Below are 15,715 nucleotides of genomic sequence, written 5' to 3' on the forward strand. Positions count from 1 at the left end.
CATTCCCATGCTGAAATCCTTCGAGCATGTCGGCATGACGGTCAGCGACATGGACCGCACCGTCGATTTCTACTGTGGCCTGCTCGGACTCAGCCTGGTGCTGCGCAAGACGATGGCGAATGGCATGCAAGTAGCATTCCTCGATGCCGGCGGCGGCATGCTGGAGGTCTTTGCGCCGCCCGGCGGCGCGTCGAGAGCGGTCGACGTGCCTGAAGATACGGCCGGCGTCCGCCACCTCACCTTTCATTTCGACAGTGTCGACGAGGCCTTCGCCCGCCTTGAACAGGCGGGCGTCGAGATCAAGGAGCGGCCGCGCTTCGCCGTCCACTCCGAGATGCTGAACAAGATCGCCTTCGTTCGCGATCCCGATGGCATCATCGTCGAGCTTGCCGAACGCTCTCAGAACCGCCAGGGCTGACACAGGCGCTGCCGATCGCTTCGCTGCGGGCGGTCAGACCGTACCGCAGCAGATCGATCAGGCGCCTGACAAGTTTTGCCGCCATGCAAAGCTCTCCTCAGCTCGCCAGCTTGGCGCTGATGTAGTTGCGCCAGCCGCCAAGCGCGGTGATTTCCTCCGCACCTTTCACCGCATGGGCCTCGCAGACGAAGCCGGAGACGCTGGAACCGTCTTCGAGCGTCAGCTTACCGATGCCGAGGGGTGCCGGAATCTTCTGGACGAACCTGCCGAAAGCATCGGCCGGCAGTGCCCAGACCTCGACCTCCAGCCCCTGACCCTTGTGGCCGGGTTCGCGCAGCAGCCCTGGTTTCGCTGGCGTGGTATTGGGCAAGACGAAGAGGCGATAATCGCCGGCCGTGCGGCAGGTCTTGACCAGACGCCCGCCGGCGCCTGCCAGTTCGTGATTGAGCGGCATGCCGGTCAGATGCGCACCGACGACCGCGATTTCGATGAAACCGTCATCGCCAGGCACAACACGGCTTGCTTCGGGGATCGCCGCCTGCCGGTCGATGCCCATGCCGGAACCCGCTGCGCGGTGCAGCGCATCGGCAAGCGGCGCCAGCGCATCGTCGGTGAAAGCGGGTGCGATGACGGTGACGCCACCCGGCAAGCCGCCTTTCCCGAAGCCGGCCGGAACGGCGATTGCCGCGCAATCGAGCAGGTTGACGAAATTGGTGTAGCGGCCGAGGCGGCCGTTGAGCACGACGGGATTGGCCAGCATGTCGGCGACCGTATAGGTGGTTGGCGCGGTCGGCAGCAGCAGAACATCAGCCTTTTCCCATTCGGCCTCGGTCTTGCGGCGCAGCTCCTCCAGCCGGTAACGGCCGTTGAAGGCCTCGACCGCGGTCTTGCCCTTGGCGCCTTCGATGATCCCTCTGACCGTCGGATCGAAATCGGCGGCGTTGGTGGCGAGGAAATCCTCGACCGCCGCCAGACGTTCGGCAACCCACGGCCCGTCATAGAGAAGGGCGGCAGCCTCGCGGAACGGCGTGTAATCGAAGGGCACGATGGTCGCTCCGAGCGCTTTTGCCCGCTCGATCGCCTGATCGTAGAGCGCCTCCACCTCCTTGTCCCCGAAGAATTCCCGTTCGGCGCCGGCCAGGACGCCGATGCGCAGGCCCGATACCGGCAGCTTCGCCGGCTTGGCGGGGCGCGAGAAGGGATCTGCGGCATCAAAGCCTTCGGCGACTTTGCGGATCGCAACGCCATCGCCGACGGTTGCGGCAAAGATCGTGATGCAGTCGACGCTCTTGCAGGCCGGAACGGCGCCGGTATTCGGCAAGAGGCCCGGCGTCGGCTTGATGCCGACCAGATTGTTGAAAGCAGCCGGCACGCGGCCGGAGCCTGCCGTATCCGTGCCGAGCGCGAAGGCCGCCAGGCCCGAAGCGACCGTAACTGATGATCCGGAGCTCGAACCGCCTGAAATATAGGCCGCATCGAAGACCGAACGCGGCGCTCCATAGGGCGAGCGCGTGCCGTTGAGACCGGTGGCGAACTGGTCGAGATTGGTCTTGCCGATGATGATGGCGCCGGCTGCCTTCAACCGAGCAACGACCGTGGAGTCCGCCTCCGGCCGATACTCATAGGCCGGGCAGGCGGCCGTCGTCGGCAGGCCAGCGGCGTCGATATTGTCTTTCACGGCGAAGGGCACGCCCCAGAGCGGCAGGCTGTTTGCCTCAGGCGCGCGTGCCATCAAGGCTTTGGCGGCAGCGCGCAGCTCCTCATCCGGCACCGGAGTGATGAAGATTGCCGCATCTCTAGAGGCGGCGCGGCGGGAGATCACCTCTTCGATGGCATCGAGCGGCGTCAGGCCGGATTGATAGGCGGCGCGAAGGGTTGAGAGATCGAGAATGGTCGGCAGCATGTCAGCATTCCTCCAGGACGACGATAATATCGCCGGCTTTGACGTTTCTTCCCGGCCCGGCGCGCAGGTCGCGAACGCGGCCTGCCGCATGGGCGGTGACGTTGATTTCCATTTTCATCGATTCGATGATGGCGAGTGTATCGCCGGCCGCAACCGGGGAGCCCGGCTCGACCAGCAATTTCCAGATATTGCCGGGCACGGCGCTGGCAACACCGAAGCAGCCGTCGGGAATATCCCCATCGGGACTTTCGCCCGTGCCTTCGTCGGTGACGAAACTGTCGAGCCCGGCGTCCTTCCAGCGCTGGCGTTCGGCATCGAAGGCAGCCTGCTGCGTTGCCTTGAAGCGGCTGATCGACGCCGAATTCGCCTGCAATTCCCTCTCATAGGCGGCATAGGAGAATTCCGTCTCCTCGATCCTGATGGGATAACCTCCATGCGGAAAGGCGGCCCGCGCCTCCGTCAACTCCTGGTTACTGACTGGGAAGAAACGGATCTGGTCGAAGAAGTTCAGCAGCCAGGGTTTGCCCCTGGTAAAGGCCGGCGTCTCCCGCCATGTGTTCCACACCTGGATGGTGCGGCCGAAGAGCTGGTAGCCGCCCGGTCCCTCCATGCCGTAAATGCACATATAGGCGCCGCCGATGCCGACGGCATTCTCCGGCGTCCAGGTGCGGGCGGGATTATACTTCGTCGTCACGAGGCGATGGCGTGGGTCGGTCGGGGTCGCAACCGGCGCGCCGAGATAGACGTCACCGAGACCCAGCACGAGGTAGCTTGCGTCGAAGACGATATCGCGGACGGCCTGTTCATCGGGAAGACCGTTGATGCGGCGGATGAACTCGATATTCGAGGGGCACCAGGGCGCATTCGGTCGCACGAGCTCCTGATATTTGCGCATCGCAAGCTCGGCATCCGGATCGTTCCAGGAAAGCGGCAGGTGCACGATGCGGCTCGGCACCTTGACCTCCTGCGCTGCCGGAAGCGTCGCCTCGATCTCGGAGAGCAGCCCAAGCAGGCGCCGGCGCGTCAACTGCGTGCCGTCGTAATGGATCTGCAGCGAGCGGATACCGGGGGTGAGGTCGACGACGCCAGGGAGGCGGGCCTTCACGACCGCCTGCATCAGCAGGTGCACCCGCAGCCGCAGCGCGATATCGAGCGTCATCGGCCCATATTCGACGAGCAGATTGTCGTCGCCTTGGCGGCGATAAACGACAGAAACCGGGCCATCCTCGCTGATACCGAGGATCGGCGAACCTGTTTCTTCCGAGGGCCGCCGCACCGCCGGGCCGGCGATCGGGTCTTCCGGCCGAGCCAGCGCATGAAAACGGATTCTGTCGCCGGGCTTGAACTGGCCCATCTTCCACTGCTCTTCGCGGGCGATCACCGCCGGGCAAGCGAAGCCGCCAAGGCTTGGACCATCGGGCCCCAGAATGATCGGCATATCGCCGGTGAAATCGATCGCCCCGATCGCATAGGCGTTGTCGTGCAGGTTGGAGGGATGCAGCCCCGCCTCACCGCCGTCGCTTCGTGCCCATTGCGGGGCTGGGCCGATCAGGCGCACCCCGGTGCGGGCACTGTTGAAATGCACCTCATAAGCCGTCGAAAACAGCGTCTCGATATCGCTGTCCTGAAAGAAATCGGGAGCCCCGTGCGGGCCATAGACGACGCCGACATCCCATTCGCGCGTCAAGGCGGCTGGCTCCGTCGCCGGTCTCACCGGTTCGGCCGGTACCTGTCGGGCAAAATGCAGCACGTGCCCTGTCTTCAGTGTGCCGGTGGCGTTACCGCCGAATTGGCCAAGGCCGAAGGTCGCGCGCGAGCCGAGCACAACGGGAGCGGCTAAACCACCGGCGACGGCGAGATAGGCGCGCTGTCCCGGTCCTTCGATGGTACCGATCGACAGAACCTGACCGGCGCGGATTGTCACCGGGGCGTCATGCGGCAATTTTACGCCGTCGCATGTCATTGGCATCCGCGCGCCAGCAAGCGCGATCGTCTGGTCGGCATAAAATCGCAATGTCGGACCGGAAACGGTCAACTCCAGCGCAGCCGTCACATCGGCATTGCCGACCAGCCGATTGGCATGGCGGAAGGAGCGCTCGTCCATCGGCCCACTCGGCGGCACGCCGACATGCCAGAGGCCGAGCCGGCCCGGAAGTTCCTGGATGCTTGACTGCGCCCCGGGCGCGAGAACCTCGACGACATCGGGAACGAAGGCGAAGTCGCGTAGAGCCGTCGTTGCCACCTTGGCGCTGGCCAGCAATTCGGAAGCGGCGATCGCCCTCAGGTAAGCGAGATTGGTCTCGATGCCCGATATCGATGTTTCGGCGAGTGCCGCCTTAAGCTTCTCGATCGCCGCCGGCCGGTCTGCCGCCGCCACGATCAGCTTGGCAAGCATCGGGTCGTAGAAGGGCGTGACCTCGGTTCCCGTCTCGATCCAGCCGTCGACGCGGGTGCTTTCCGGAAAAATGACTTCGGTCAAAAGGCCGGCACTCGGGCGGAAATCGGCATGCGGCATCTCGGCATAGATCCGCATCTCGATCGCCGCACCCTTCGGCGTCAGACCCCCAGCACCCGAGAGCACATCCTCGCCGGCCGCCTGACGGATCATCCATTCGACGAGGTCGATGCCGAAGACAGCTTCCGTGACGGGATGTTCGACCTGCAGGCGGGTATTGACCTCGAGGAAATAGAATTCCTGGCGCTGGGGATCATAAATGAACTCGACAGTGCCGGCCGATTCATAGGAGACCGAGCTTCCCAAGTCGACCGCCGCCTTGTGCAGCCGCGCCCTTGTCTCCGCAGAAAGGCCAGGCGCAGGCGTCTCCTCGACGACCTTCTGGTTCCGCCGCTGCAGCGAGCAGTCGCGTTCGCCGAGCGCGATCACGCCGCCCTTGCCGTCGCCGAAGATCTGCACCTCGACATGGCGCGCTTCGGCAACGAAACGCTCGATGTAGACGCGCGCATCGCCGAAGCTGGCGCGCGCGGTCCGCTGCACGCTTTCGAAGGAAGCCTTGAGGCCGGCCGCATCGGCGCAGAGCTGCATGCCGATACCGCCGCCGCCGGCCGTGCTCTTCAGCATGACGGGATAACCGACGGTCTCGGCAGCCGAAAGCGCCTCGTCGACGCTCTGCAAGAGATCGGTGCCGGGCAGTAGCGGCACGCCGCTCGCTTTCGCCAATTCGCGCGCCGTATGCTTCAAGCCGAAGGCCGACAGATGCTCTGGGCGCGGGCCGATGAAGGCGATGCCTTCAGCGGCGAGCCGCTCGGCAAAGCCGATATTCTCCGAGAGGAAGCCGTAGCCTGGGTGCACTGCCTCAGCGCCCGTCGCCTTGCAGGCGGCAATGACGGCGTCGACATCAAGATAGCTTTCGGCAGCGGGCGCCGTGCCGAGGCGCATGGCCTCATCGGCGGTCAGTGCCGGCTTCGAGAATCGATCGACATCGGAATAGACGGCAACGGAGGCAATGCCCATCCTCTTCAATGTGCGGATGACGCGGACGGCGATTTCGCCGCGATTGGCGATAAGGACTTTGGTGAACATCGATCAGTCCTCGCCGTCCCAGATCAGCACCCGGATCGGCGTGGGATCGAAGCCGTTGCAGGGATTGTTGATCTGCGGGCAATTGGAGATGACGCAGAGCACGTCCATCTCCGCCACCAGTTCGACATAATCGCCAGGCGCGGAAATGCCGTCGACGATAGTCATCTCGCCGTTCGGCTTGATCGGCACGTTCATGAAGAAATTGATGTTCGGCACGATGTCGCGCTTGCTCATGCCGTGTTTTGTCACCTCGATCACGAAATTGTCGCGGCAGGCATGCAGGTATTTGGTTCCGTGGCCGAAACGCACCGTGTTGCTCTCGCAGGAGCAGGCGCCGGCTGATGTATCGTGGCGGCCGCAGCTATCGGCCGTCATGACCAGCATGACGTTGCCCTCGTTCGAAATGATCTTCGTGCCGGTGCCGATATAGGCGCCGCCTTGTGCCCGCATCGTATCCTGGTTGGAATAACGCTCGGCAAAGTCATCGGCGCGATAAAACAGCGTATCGATTGCCTGTTGGCCGTAGCTGTCCTCGATGCGGATGGTCTGACCCTTGCGCACGATGCCGGACCACGGCGCTTCGGCCGGGATGAAATGTTCCTGCACGGCGTTTTCGAGGCTGCGCGAAGCTGAAGTCTTGATGAAATCGGTCATCGTCATTCTCCCTCAGGCCAGCATCGAGGCGTTGTTCTCGAAGCCGCGAAGGGCTTCGGCGGTTGCTGTGCGCGAGAGATCGTCCACTGCGGGTGCGGGCGCGCGAAAGCGCGTGACGATCACCGGCTTCGGCGCATAGACCGGGTCGGGATCGAGCGGATGCGGGCAATTCGAGAAGCCGACGATCATGTCCATCTCGGCGCGCAGTTCGGCATAATCGCCGCTGTTGGAGAGTTTGCCGCGCCAGTGGAAGCCACCGTTGTCGTCGACGCGAACCGGGGCGAAGAGATTGAGAATCGCAGGAATATCGCGTCTGGTGAGACCAAGCTTGCCGGCGACGAGCACGAGATTGTCGCGAGTGTTGCGGGTCTTCACGCCAGGATATTTTGCGGCGTTCGAAGCTGCCGTCGAACCACCCATCAGGCAGTCATGGGCGCCGGAACTGTCCTCAATCAGCGAAAACATCACCCGGCCCATATCTGAGAAGATGACGCGGCCCTTGCCGAGGGCGGTCGTCCACTGAACCTTGACCGTATCGACCAGATTGAGCCGTTCGCTTGTATCAGTGGCGTTCCAGGCAACGAGCACCACAGTCGATCCGCCTTCGCCCTGATCGATGCGGAGCGCCTCGCCGCGCTTCAGCGCGGTCGACCAGTACCAGCCGCCGGGGATGGTTTCCTGATGGATGATCGCAGCCGCATCGATGCCGGGGGCGGGCAGGGGGCTCGGCGCCGGTAGGGCCTTCGGCGCGAATTCCAGCCCCTTTTTCTGATGTTCCTCGTAACGCTGCCGGTTGGCGGCGATCTCTTCGGGCGAACGTCTGACATGCATCATGGCTTTTCTCCTGACGGACTGGAAGCCGGGTCGTCCCGGCGAAGGCCCAGAGAAATGACCGGGCCGTCCCGGTCGGGGCTGAAGATGGTGGGCGCGCCGGCAAGCCTCGGCGGCCAGATCGAAATGTCCTTGGTGATCGTCGCGCCGTAGCGCTCCTTTTCCTCCGGGCGGTCACGCTTGCGCTCGAAGGCGACGACCCGCGTCGCCAGCGTGAATGCCTCGCGCATGTCGTGCGTCACCATGACGACGGTCATCTGCGTCTCGTGCCAGAGCCGCTTCATCAATGTGTGGATTTCGGCGCGGATGCCGGGGTCGAGTGCGCCGAATGGCTCATCGAGCAGCAGCACCTTCGGTTTCATGATCAGCGCCTGCGCCAGCGCAAGGCGCTGCTGCATGCCGCCTGATAGTTGCGCCGGATATTTGTCCTCGGCGCCGGAAAGGCCGACTTCGCCGATCAGCCGCCGAGCTTCGTCGACGGCATCGCGGCGGGCAGCGCCAAAAAGCTTGGCCTTGTAGCGGGACGCCGAGAGTTCGCGCCCGAGCAGCACGTTTCCGAGGACCGTCAGATGCGGGAAGACGGAGTAGCGCTGGAAGACGACGCCGCGATCCGGGCCTGGCTCCTGCGGCAGCGCTTCGCCGTCGAGCAGGATCGTGCCCCGCGTCGGCCGCTCCTGGCCGAGCAGCATGCGCAGGAACGTCGACTTGCCACAGCCGGACGGTCCGACAAGGGCCACGAAGGCGCGCGCGGCGACAATCAGCGACACATCTTCGAGGACGATCTGGTCGCCATACTCTTTCCAGACCTTTTCGATCACCAACTCGCTCATGCCTGCTTCTCCAGCTCCGACCAGGGGAAGACGGCGATGCGGATGCGATCGAGGATATAGTTCATGATCACGGCGAGCAGCGTGATCCAGACGACATAGGGAAAGATGACGTCCATCGAGAGATAGCGGCGGACGAGGAAGATGCGGTAGCCGAGACCGGAATCCGACGAGATCGCTTCTGCCGCGATCAGGAATAGCCAGGCAGGACCGAGTTGAAGCCTGAGGCAGGTGATCAGCCGCGGCAAGATCTGCGGCAGCACGACACGAAGGCCGATCTGCCAGGAGGAGCCGCCGAGCGTTTCAGCCTTGACGATCTGCTCACGCGGCAGCTCCAGCGCCTTCAGCGCAAGGTCGCGGATCATCGTTGGCGCAACGCCGATGACGATGAGCGCGATCTTCGAGGCTTCGCCGAGCCCCATGGCGATGAACAGGATCGGCAGCAGCGCCAGCGGCGGCACCATTGAGATAACGGCGACGAAAGGGGAGAGCAGCGCCCTCATATAAGGCAGCATGCCGATCAGCATGCCGATGACGAGCGCGGTGATAGTGGAGATGCCAAGGCCGGCAAACAGGCGCACCAGGCTCGCTCCGGTATCGGACCAGAGCAGGTATTCGCCGGTGCGCGGATCGGCGATGAAGGCCAGGCGATCGATCGCATCGGCAAAACCGGCAAGACCGGGCAGCAGTTTGTCGTTGGCATTTTCCGCCAGCCGCGCCGCCGAGCCGAACGTGTAGGCAACGACCAGCAGCACGAAGGGCAGCAGCGTCAAGGCAAGCTGCGCGCCCCGGCTCGGCTTCGTGTTGATCCAGCGCATAGGGAAAGCTCCGCTGATGAAGGATGGGCGGCGCAGGGAAGGCCGCGTCGCTGCTTAAAAATCGCTCAGAGCGAACCGTCAGCGGCCGCCTTCATGTAGGTCTCGGTGAACCGCAGCTTGACGTTGCCGCTATCGCCGAGGATCTTGCCGTCCGGCATTTCGATGCCGATGACGTCGGCGGACGGCGCGCCATTGCCGAGCAGGCCTTTTTCGAACAGGAAGTTGCGGACGAGATCCATTGTCTTCGGCAGGCTGCCCGAGGCAGTGAAGGCAACGGCATCGGCCGGCTTGGCAAACAGCTTGGTGGCTGCGAGTTGGGATTCGAAACCCTTGAGATCGGTGCCCGATGCCTGGCCCATCGCCTCGCGGGCGGCCTTGCCGTCGGCACTGTCTGATGTCAGCAGTGCTGCGGTTTCATACCAGATGCCGGCGAGCGCCTTGCCGAAATTCGGGTTGTCCTTCAGCACGCCTGAATTGGCGACCATCAGGTCGATGATTTCGCCCGGCACCTGCGAACTGTCGAAAACCTTCTTGGCCGTGGGATCTTCGAGGATGGTCGAGACCAGCGGATTCCACGTGACGACAGCCGTTACGTCAGCCGTCTTGTAGGCAGCGACCATGTCGGCATCGGAAGTGTTGACCACTTTGACGTCGCGCTCGGTCATCTTGATGCTTTCGAGCGCCCGGGCCAGCAGATAGTGCGAGACGGAGAATTCGACGAGATTGACGTTCTGGCCCTTGATGTCGGCAAGGCTCGCCTTGTCTTTCAGGATGACCGCATCATTGCCGTTCGAAAAGTCGCCGACGATCACGGCTGTGGTATCGACGCCGCCGGCGGCCGGGATCGACAGTCCGTCCATATTGGTCAGCGTCACGGCATCGAAGGCACCGGCCGTGTACTGGTTCATCGATTCGACGTAGTCGTTGAACTGGGTGACCTCGATTTTGATGCCGTATTTGTCAGCCCATTTCTTGACGATGCCGTGATCGGCCGCGTATCCCCACGGCATCCAGCCGACATAGATCGACCAGGCGACCTTGAAATCGGTCTTCTGTTCGGCTTTCGCGATGGAGCCGACGCCCAGCGCCAAGGATGCCGTCAGTGCGGTGATTGAAAGAAGCTTCGAAAAAGTCTGCATTGAAATTCCCCTTTTGCTTTTCGTCAAAAGGGATCGGCAATGACCATCGTGCCGCCAATCCCTTGGCTTACGAGGTCTCCCGGGCTTTTGTCCCGCCGTGCACCCGGCGGGATGTCTCCCCCGCCGGTGGCAGCTCTCGGACCAGCCGCGCCCTGCGACGCCGGAACCCTAGCCACCAACTCTGCAGCTATCGAAGCAAAGGGCGTGCCAAACTATAAATTGTTGAATTCATTGACGGTGAACAGGCTGTCTTTCGCCCGCAGCCTGAATAGTGCATGCACTTGCACAGTAAATGCGCACTTTCTGCCACCATCTTAAGCGCCGACGTCTTTCTGCTCAGAGGAAAGGCAAGCGGCAGAACAGGTAAAACGCCGAAGTGCGACACGTCCCCGATCTAGTTCCGGAAGGCGCCGGCGGGGACCGTCGTCACCAGCCGGATATCGCGGCGGAAGTCCGATGGGGACATGCCGGCGATATGGCGAAAGGATTTGTTGAACGCGCTGATCGAGCCGAAGCCGCTGTCCATCGCCACCTGCAGCACGTTGGCGCCTTCGCTCATCAGCATCGCCTGGGCGCGCGACAGCCTGAGCAGCGTCACATATTTGCTCAGCGTCATGCCGGTCGATCGCTTGAAGAGGTTCATCGCATATTTCGGATGCAGGTCGGCGGCGCGGGCAATGTCGACCGAATCGATGTCCTGCAGGAAATTGGCGGCGATGAAATCGCACATGCGTGCAACGTTGCGCGAGGAATTCGGATGCGGCTGATCGCCTTCAAGGCTGGCGACCGTCTTCGATGTCGTCATCGAATAGGGTTCGAGCGCGATACGCTCGATGCGCAGCAGCAATTCGTCGACCGCGTGCTGAGCCTTGGCGGAATCACCGGACTTGGAATAGCGGAACCAACGGGCGAAATTCTCGTTGTCGGCAGCATCGGTCGCCGAGGTCAGCAGCGTCTCGCCCTTCATCAGCCGGCTGGAAATGCTGATCGGCAGGCGCAACCGGAAGAAATAAATGAGCGGCAGATGGGCGCCGGCATAGAGCGAATCATCCGAGGATTCATCCATCTGATGCGGCTGGCCACCCCAGAAGAGGCACATTTCGCCGGCGTTCAGCCGAAATTCGTGGTCGCTCATCCGATAATGGACAGTGCCGCGCATGACGAAGTTGACCTCAACCTGCGCATGCCAGTGCGGCATAGCCATGACCAGCGGATGGTCATGAAACATCTGCAGCGCCGTCGGCGAACCCTCTATGCTGCTTGCGCCGGGCTGATAGATTGCACTCGTGCCGACCTTACTTTCCGCCAAATCCATGTTCCCTTTTTAGGAGACAGCCGCTCCCTTGCGGATAGTCTAACCGCGTTCGTGAAAAATCGGCAATTGAAAAGGGAGGATTTTCAATGCGCTTCAAACTTCTCGCTGCGACCGCAGCTGTCGCACTGCTTGCTTCCGGCTCCGCATTCGCTGAGTCGGCCAATCTGACCATCTGGAGCTGGAATGTCGCCGCATCGGCATTGAAGTCCACGCTTCCAGGCTTCAACAAACAGTTTCCCGATATCAAGATCACCGTCGAGGACCTCGGCAACAGCCAGGTCTTCGACAAGACGCTGGCTGCCTGCGCCGCCGGCGGCGACGGCCTGCCTGACATTGTCAGTATCGAAAATTTCGAGGCTGAAATCTTCTGGAGCCGTTTCCCGGATTGCTTCGCCAATCTGAAGGAGCTCGGCTACACGCCCGAGATCCAGGCGAAATTCCCTGATTTCAAGCGCACCGAGCTTGAAGTCGGCGATGTCGCCTATGCCATGCCGTGGGATTCCGGTCCTGTCGCCGTCTTCTACCGCCGCGATCTGTACGAAAAGGCCGGCGTCGATCCGAGCACGATCAGCACCTGGGACGATTTCATCGCTGCCGGCAAGAAGATTTCCGCCGCCAACCCCGGCGTCGTCATGGCGCAGGCCGACTTCAACGGCGACAGCGAATGGTTTCGCATGATCGCCAACGAACAGGGCTGCGGCTATTACTCGACCGACGGTCAGAACATCACCATCAACCAGCCGGCCTGCGTCGCCTCGCTGCAAAAGGTGAAGGAGATGAAGGATGCCGGGACGCTGACGTCGGCCAACTGGGACGAAAAGATCCAGGCCAATACCGCCGGCAAGGCCGCAAGCCAGCTGTATGGCGGCTGGTATGAGGGCACCGTGCGCTCGACCTCTCCCGATCTCAAGGGCAAGTGGGGCGTCTACAGAATGCCGAGCCTGACCGCCGATGGCCCGCATGCGGCCAATCTCGGCGGTTCGTCGCTCGCCATTTCGGCGACATCCGCGAATAAGGAAGCCGCCTGGAAATTTGTCAATTACGCCCTCGGCACGGATGAGGGTCAGATCACCATGCTGAAGGAGTTCGGTCTGGTTCCGTCGCTGCTTTCGGCTGAGAAGGATCCCTTCGTCAATGAGCCGCAGCCCTATTGGGGCGGCCAGAAGGTCTGGGCGGATATTCTGGCGACACTGCCGAAGATCGTACCGAGCCGCGGCACCGCCTTCCAGAGTGATGCGGAAGCCATTTTCAAGGCGACGCAGACGAAGTTCTTCGCTGGCGGCTATCCCGATGCGAAGGCGGCTCTCGACGACGCCGCCAAGCAGATCGCTTCGGCGACCGGCCTCCCTATCGCGCAATGAATGACGATGCCGGGCGCTTCAGGCGCCCGGCTTTCCCCCGGTTTGCAAAGCGGCCGGTCATTCATTCGTGAGGAGGAGGCTTGATGCCGTTCAGAACCCGGAGCGCCTACGCGTTCCTCGCCCCCTATCTGCTGGTCTTTGCCACCTTCTGGGTCTGGCCAATCATCAATTCGTTCCTGATTTCGTTTCAGAACACGCGAATCAATCCGTGGAAATTCAGTTTCCAGGCCAATTGGGGCCGGCTCTTCTATGACCCGGCCTTCTACAATGCTCTTTACAATACGCTGATCATCCTGCTGATTCAGGTGCCGGTGATGATCGCACTCGCGACGGTCATGGCGGTAATGCTCAATTCGCCGCTGCTGAAAGCGCGGCCGCTCTTCCGCTTCGCCTTCTTTGCGCCCGTCGTCGTCGGCGAGGTCGCCTATGCTGCCGTCTTCCGGCTGATGTTCAGCCTCGATTTCGGCATCATCAACAAGCTGATCTCGGCCGTCGGTCTCAGCCCGGTCTCCTGGTTCGACAATGCAAATGCCGCCATGGCGCTGATCATCCTTGCCGTCACATGGCGCTGGGCGGGCTACAACGCCATCATCATCCTCGCCGGCCTACAGTCGATTCCTGACGATGTCTATGAGGCGGCGACACTCGACCGGGTGAGCAAGATCCAGCAATTCTTTCATATCACCCTGCCGCTTCTGAAACCGATCATCCTCTTCTGCGTGGTTCTTTCAGTGATCGGCACCATGCAGCTCTTCACCGAGCCCTTCCTGATCACCAATCGTGGCGGTCCCGGCGGCGGCACCGAGACGCTCGGCCTGCTACTTTATCGCCAAGGCTTCACCTCGCTGAACTTCGGCTATGCCTCGGCGATCGCCTATACGATGGCTGCCCTTGCCGTGGCGATCTCGCTTCTCAATCTCTGGGTCGGGAGGGATCCGAAATGAGATCCAAATCGCAATCCCTTCTGCTGCGTCAGATCGCGCTGCATGCCGCACTGGCACCGCTTGCTCTGATCTGGCTGTTTCCGCTGTGGATGATGTTCGTCTTCTCGACGATGCCCGACAACGGCATCTTCAGCCCTGACATCGTGCTCTGGCCATCGACCAACTTCATCGAGAATTTCAAGAACCTGCAGGCCGATACCGATTTCATCGGCGCCATGGTGATCTCCGTCGGCGTCGCGCTCATCTATACGGTCCTGTCGGTACTGCTGACCTCGATGGCGGGCTGGGCGCTGGCGCGGTACCGTTTCGTCGGCCGCTCCATCGTCATCGCCATCATCCTCGGCACAATCACGCTGCCGTTTTCGGTGGTCGTCATCCCGCAGTTCATCATGGTGGCACGCGAATTCAAGCTGGCAAACACCTGGGTGGCGCTGATCGTGCCGCCGCTGTTCAATTCGCTCGGCGTTCTGTTCATGCGGCAATCCTTCTCGATGATGCCAGGCGAGCTCTTTGATGCCGCTCGGGTCGAAGGCGTCAAGGAATGGCAGATCTTCCTGCGCATCGCCCTTCCGCTGGCGCGTCCGACCATGGCGGCACTGTCGATCATCCTCTTCCTCGCCTCGTGGAACAACTACCTCTGGCCGCTGCTGATCAATTCCAAACCGGGAATGATGACGGCGCCGGTGGCATTGGGAACGCTGATCGGCCTCACCAAGGTCTCCTGGGGCGGCATCATGGCCGGCGCGGTGCTGCTGACAGCGCCGATCCTTGTCGTCTTCGTGGCTCTCCAGCGCCATTTCATCGCCGGCATCGCGGCCGGCGCAATCAAATAATCGAACAATAGGGAGGCTGCATGGCAAAGCTTTCACTCAGCAATATCGTCAAGCGCTTCGGCGGCTTCGAGATCATCCATGGCGCCGATCTGGAGGTGAAGGACGGCGAATTCGTCGTCTTCGTCGGCCCCTCCGGCTGCGGCAAGTCCACGCTGCTCAGGATGATCGCAGGTCTCGAGGACATCACCTCAGGCGAGCTTCGGATCGGCGGCAGGGTCGTCAACGACGTCGAACCGGCCGATCGCGGCATCGCCATGGTCTTCCAGTCCTATGCGCTCTATCCGCACCTCACCGTCGAGGAGAATTTGAGCTTCGGCCTGCGGATGAACGGCAACCCGAAGGCCGATACCGAGCGGCGTGTGCGCCACGTCGCCGAGATCCTGCAGATCACCGAGCTGATGAAGCGGCGGCCGAAGCAGCTTTCCGGCGGCCAGCGCCAGCGCGTCGCAATCGGCCGCGCCATCGTGCGCGAACCGGAGGTTTTCCTGTTCGACGAGCCTCTGTCGAACCTCGACGCCGAACTGCGCGTCCAGATGCGCGTCGAAATCTCCAGGCTGCACAAGCAGCTCGGCACGACGATGATCTACGTCACCCACGACCAGACCGAGGCGATGACGCTTGCCGACAGGATCGTCGTGCTGCGCGCCGGCAATATCGAACAGATCGGCGCCCCGCTCGACCTCTATGACGATCCCGCCAACCAGTTCGTCGCCGGCTTCGTCGGCTCGCCGAAGATGAATTTCCTCAAAGCCGTGGTGGTCGAAACGCAGCCGGGCGGGGCGGTGATCGCGCTGGAAAGCGATGCCAATATGCGCCTGCCGCTGCCCGTCACCGAACCCATCGAAGCCGGCACGAAGGTGACGCTCGGCATCCGTCCCGAACATTTCGTCGATGCAGGCATGGGTGACGCCGATCTCACCGTCGCCATCGACGTCGCCGAACATCTCGGCAACACCAGCTACATCTATGCCGCCATCGGCAGCGAGCAGCTGATCATCGAGCGGCCGGAATCGCGCACCGCCGGCAATCGCGAGACGCTGACCGTCGGCCTTCCTGCACGCCACACATTCCTTTTCGACGGCGTCGGCAAACGGCTTCGCTAAACCACAAATCCCAAGGCAGAAAGACGAG

The 15,715-nt window shown here is 62.2% G+C and carries 13 protein-coding genes and 1 riboswitch; of the genes, 5 read left to right on the forward strand and 8 right to left on the reverse strand.

The features are described from left to right. Nucleotides 1–7 precede the first annotated feature (7 nt). Nucleotides 8–418, forward strand: a complete 411-nt coding sequence (locus OS035_RS23390; protein ID WP_047622188.1) for a VOC family protein — start codon at nucleotides 8–10, stop codon at nucleotides 416–418. A gap of 97 nt (nucleotides 419–515) precedes the next feature. Here OS035_RS23390 and atzF read toward each other — a convergent pair whose 3' ends face one another. From atzF to OS035_RS23430, 8 genes are all read right to left on the reverse strand, one after another. Beyond that, nucleotides 516–2,321: an allophanate hydrolase gene (gene atzF / locus OS035_RS23395; RefSeq protein WP_097627862.1), complete on the reverse strand. Its 1,806-nt coding sequence runs from the start codon at nucleotides 2,319–2,321 to the stop codon at nucleotides 516–518. A gap of 1 nt (nucleotide 2,322) precedes the next feature. Then, entirely contained in the window at nucleotides 2,323–5,862 is a 3,540-nt protein-coding gene (gene uca / locus OS035_RS23400) for an urea carboxylase (RefSeq protein ID WP_097627863.1), read from the reverse strand. Nucleotides 5,863–5,865: 3 nt separating this feature from the next. Next, the gene (locus OS035_RS23405; RefSeq protein ID WP_018516560.1) at nucleotides 5,866–6,516 is read right to left on the reverse strand and encodes an urea amidolyase associated protein UAAP2; all 651 of its coding nucleotides are present in this window, start codon (nucleotides 6,514–6,516) and stop codon (nucleotides 5,866–5,868) included. A gap of 12 nt (nucleotides 6,517–6,528) precedes the next feature. Continuing rightward, nucleotides 6,529–7,350 (reverse strand): urea amidolyase associated protein UAAP1, encoded by an 822-nt coding sequence (locus OS035_RS23410; RefSeq protein ID WP_097627865.1) that lies wholly within the window; start codon nucleotides 7,348–7,350, stop codon nucleotides 6,529–6,531. Continuing rightward, nucleotides 7,347–8,177 (reverse strand): ABC transporter ATP-binding protein, encoded by an 831-nt coding sequence (locus OS035_RS23415; RefSeq protein ID WP_097627866.1) that lies wholly within the window; start codon nucleotides 8,175–8,177, stop codon nucleotides 7,347–7,349. Before OS035_RS23415 ends, OS035_RS23410 begins: the two co-directional genes overlap by 4 nt. After that, a complete protein-coding gene (locus tag OS035_RS23420; protein WP_097627867.1) occupies nucleotides 8,174–8,992 on the reverse strand; it encodes an ABC transporter permease in 819 nt (272 codons plus the stop codon). The genes OS035_RS23415 and OS035_RS23420 overlap by 4 nt, the downstream gene beginning before the upstream one ends. 65 nt (nucleotides 8,993–9,057) lie before the next feature. Further along, nucleotides 9,058–10,131: a putative urea ABC transporter substrate-binding protein gene (locus OS035_RS23425; RefSeq protein ID WP_097627868.1), complete on the reverse strand. Its 1,074-nt coding sequence runs from the start codon at nucleotides 10,129–10,131 to the stop codon at nucleotides 9,058–9,060. A 74-nt stretch (nucleotides 10,132–10,205) separates the two neighbouring features. Continuing rightward, nucleotides 10,206–10,314, reverse strand: a riboswitch (guanidine-I (ykkC/yxkD leader). A gap of 211 nt (nucleotides 10,315–10,525) precedes the next feature. Next, nucleotides 10,526–11,446, reverse strand: a complete 921-nt coding sequence (locus OS035_RS23430) for a helix-turn-helix domain-containing protein (RefSeq protein WP_097627869.1) — start codon at nucleotides 11,444–11,446, stop codon at nucleotides 10,526–10,528. An 86-nt stretch (nucleotides 11,447–11,532) separates the two neighbouring features. Between OS035_RS23430 and OS035_RS23435 the strand changes: the two genes are divergently transcribed. The 4 genes from OS035_RS23435 to OS035_RS23450 all read left to right on the forward strand — a co-directional run bounded on the left by OS035_RS23435 (nucleotide 11,533) and on the right by OS035_RS23450 (nucleotide 15,687). Then, nucleotides 11,533–12,807: an extracellular solute-binding protein gene (locus tag OS035_RS23435; protein WP_097627870.1), complete on the forward strand. Its 1,275-nt coding sequence runs from the start codon at nucleotides 11,533–11,535 to the stop codon at nucleotides 12,805–12,807. Between the two features lie 83 nt (nucleotides 12,808–12,890). Then, nucleotides 12,891–13,751, forward strand: coding sequence for a carbohydrate ABC transporter permease (locus OS035_RS23440; protein WP_017992298.1), 861 nt, complete (start codon nucleotides 12,891–12,893; stop codon nucleotides 13,749–13,751). Then, nucleotides 13,748–14,584, forward strand: coding sequence for a carbohydrate ABC transporter permease (locus tag OS035_RS23445; protein ID WP_097627871.1), 837 nt, complete (start codon nucleotides 13,748–13,750; stop codon nucleotides 14,582–14,584). The genes OS035_RS23440 and OS035_RS23445 overlap by 4 nt, the downstream gene beginning before the upstream one ends. A 20-nt stretch (nucleotides 14,585–14,604) precedes the next feature. Then, nucleotides 14,605–15,687 carry an ABC transporter ATP-binding protein gene (locus tag OS035_RS23450; protein WP_097627872.1) on the forward strand — a complete coding sequence of 361 codons (1,083 nt, stop codon included), beginning with the start codon at nucleotides 14,605–14,607 and terminating at the stop codon, nucleotides 15,685–15,687. The last annotated feature ends 28 nt before the right edge of the window (nucleotides 15,688–15,715 follow it).

The sequence above is a fragment of the Rhizobium sp. 268 genome (assembly GCF_036571585.1).
Taxonomy (GTDB): Bacteria; Pseudomonadota; Alphaproteobacteria; order Rhizobiales; family Rhizobiaceae; genus Rhizobium; species Rhizobium redzepovicii.

What these genes read in the sequence shown, in the direction of transcription:
- OS035_RS23410 (WP_097627865.1), bottom strand. Translation starts at nt 7,350, where the DNA reads ATGATGCATGTCAGACGTTCGCCCGAAGAGATCGCCGCCAACCGGCAG.
- OS035_RS23430 (WP_097627869.1), bottom strand. Translation starts at nt 11,446, where the DNA reads ATGGATTTGGCGGAAAGTAAGGTCGGCACGAGTGCAATCTATCAGCCC.
- OS035_RS23415 (WP_097627866.1), bottom strand. Translation starts at nt 8,177, where the DNA reads ATGAGCGAGTTGGTGATCGAAAAGGTCTGGAAAGAGTATGGCGACCAG.
- OS035_RS23420 (WP_097627867.1), bottom strand. Translation starts at nt 8,992, where the DNA reads ATGCGCTGGATCAACACGAAGCCGAGCCGGGGCGCGCAGCTTGCCTTG.
- OS035_RS23445 (WP_097627871.1), top strand. Translation starts at nt 13,748, where the DNA reads ATGAGATCCAAATCGCAATCCCTTCTGCTGCGTCAGATCGCGCTGCAT.
- OS035_RS23390 (WP_047622188.1), top strand. Translation starts at nt 8, where the DNA reads ATGCTGAAATCCTTCGAGCATGTCGGCATGACGGTCAGCGACATGGAC.
- OS035_RS23425 (WP_097627868.1), bottom strand. Translation starts at nt 10,131, where the DNA reads ATGCAGACTTTTTCGAAGCTTCTTTCAATCACCGCACTGACGGCATCC.
- uca (WP_097627863.1), bottom strand. Translation starts at nt 5,862, where the DNA reads ATGTTCACCAAAGTCCTTATCGCCAATCGCGGCGAAATCGCCGTCCGC.
- OS035_RS23405 (WP_018516560.1), bottom strand. Translation starts at nt 6,516, where the DNA reads ATGACCGATTTCATCAAGACTTCAGCTTCGCGCAGCCTCGAAAACGCC.
- atzF (WP_097627862.1), bottom strand. Translation starts at nt 2,321, where the DNA reads ATGCTGCCGACCATTCTCGATCTCTCAACCCTTCGCGCCGCCTATCAA.
- OS035_RS23440 (WP_017992298.1), top strand. Translation starts at nt 12,891, where the DNA reads ATGCCGTTCAGAACCCGGAGCGCCTACGCGTTCCTCGCCCCCTATCTG.
- OS035_RS23435 (WP_097627870.1), top strand. Translation starts at nt 11,533, where the DNA reads ATGCGCTTCAAACTTCTCGCTGCGACCGCAGCTGTCGCACTGCTTGCT.
- OS035_RS23450 (WP_097627872.1), top strand. Translation starts at nt 14,605, where the DNA reads ATGGCAAAGCTTTCACTCAGCAATATCGTCAAGCGCTTCGGCGGCTTC.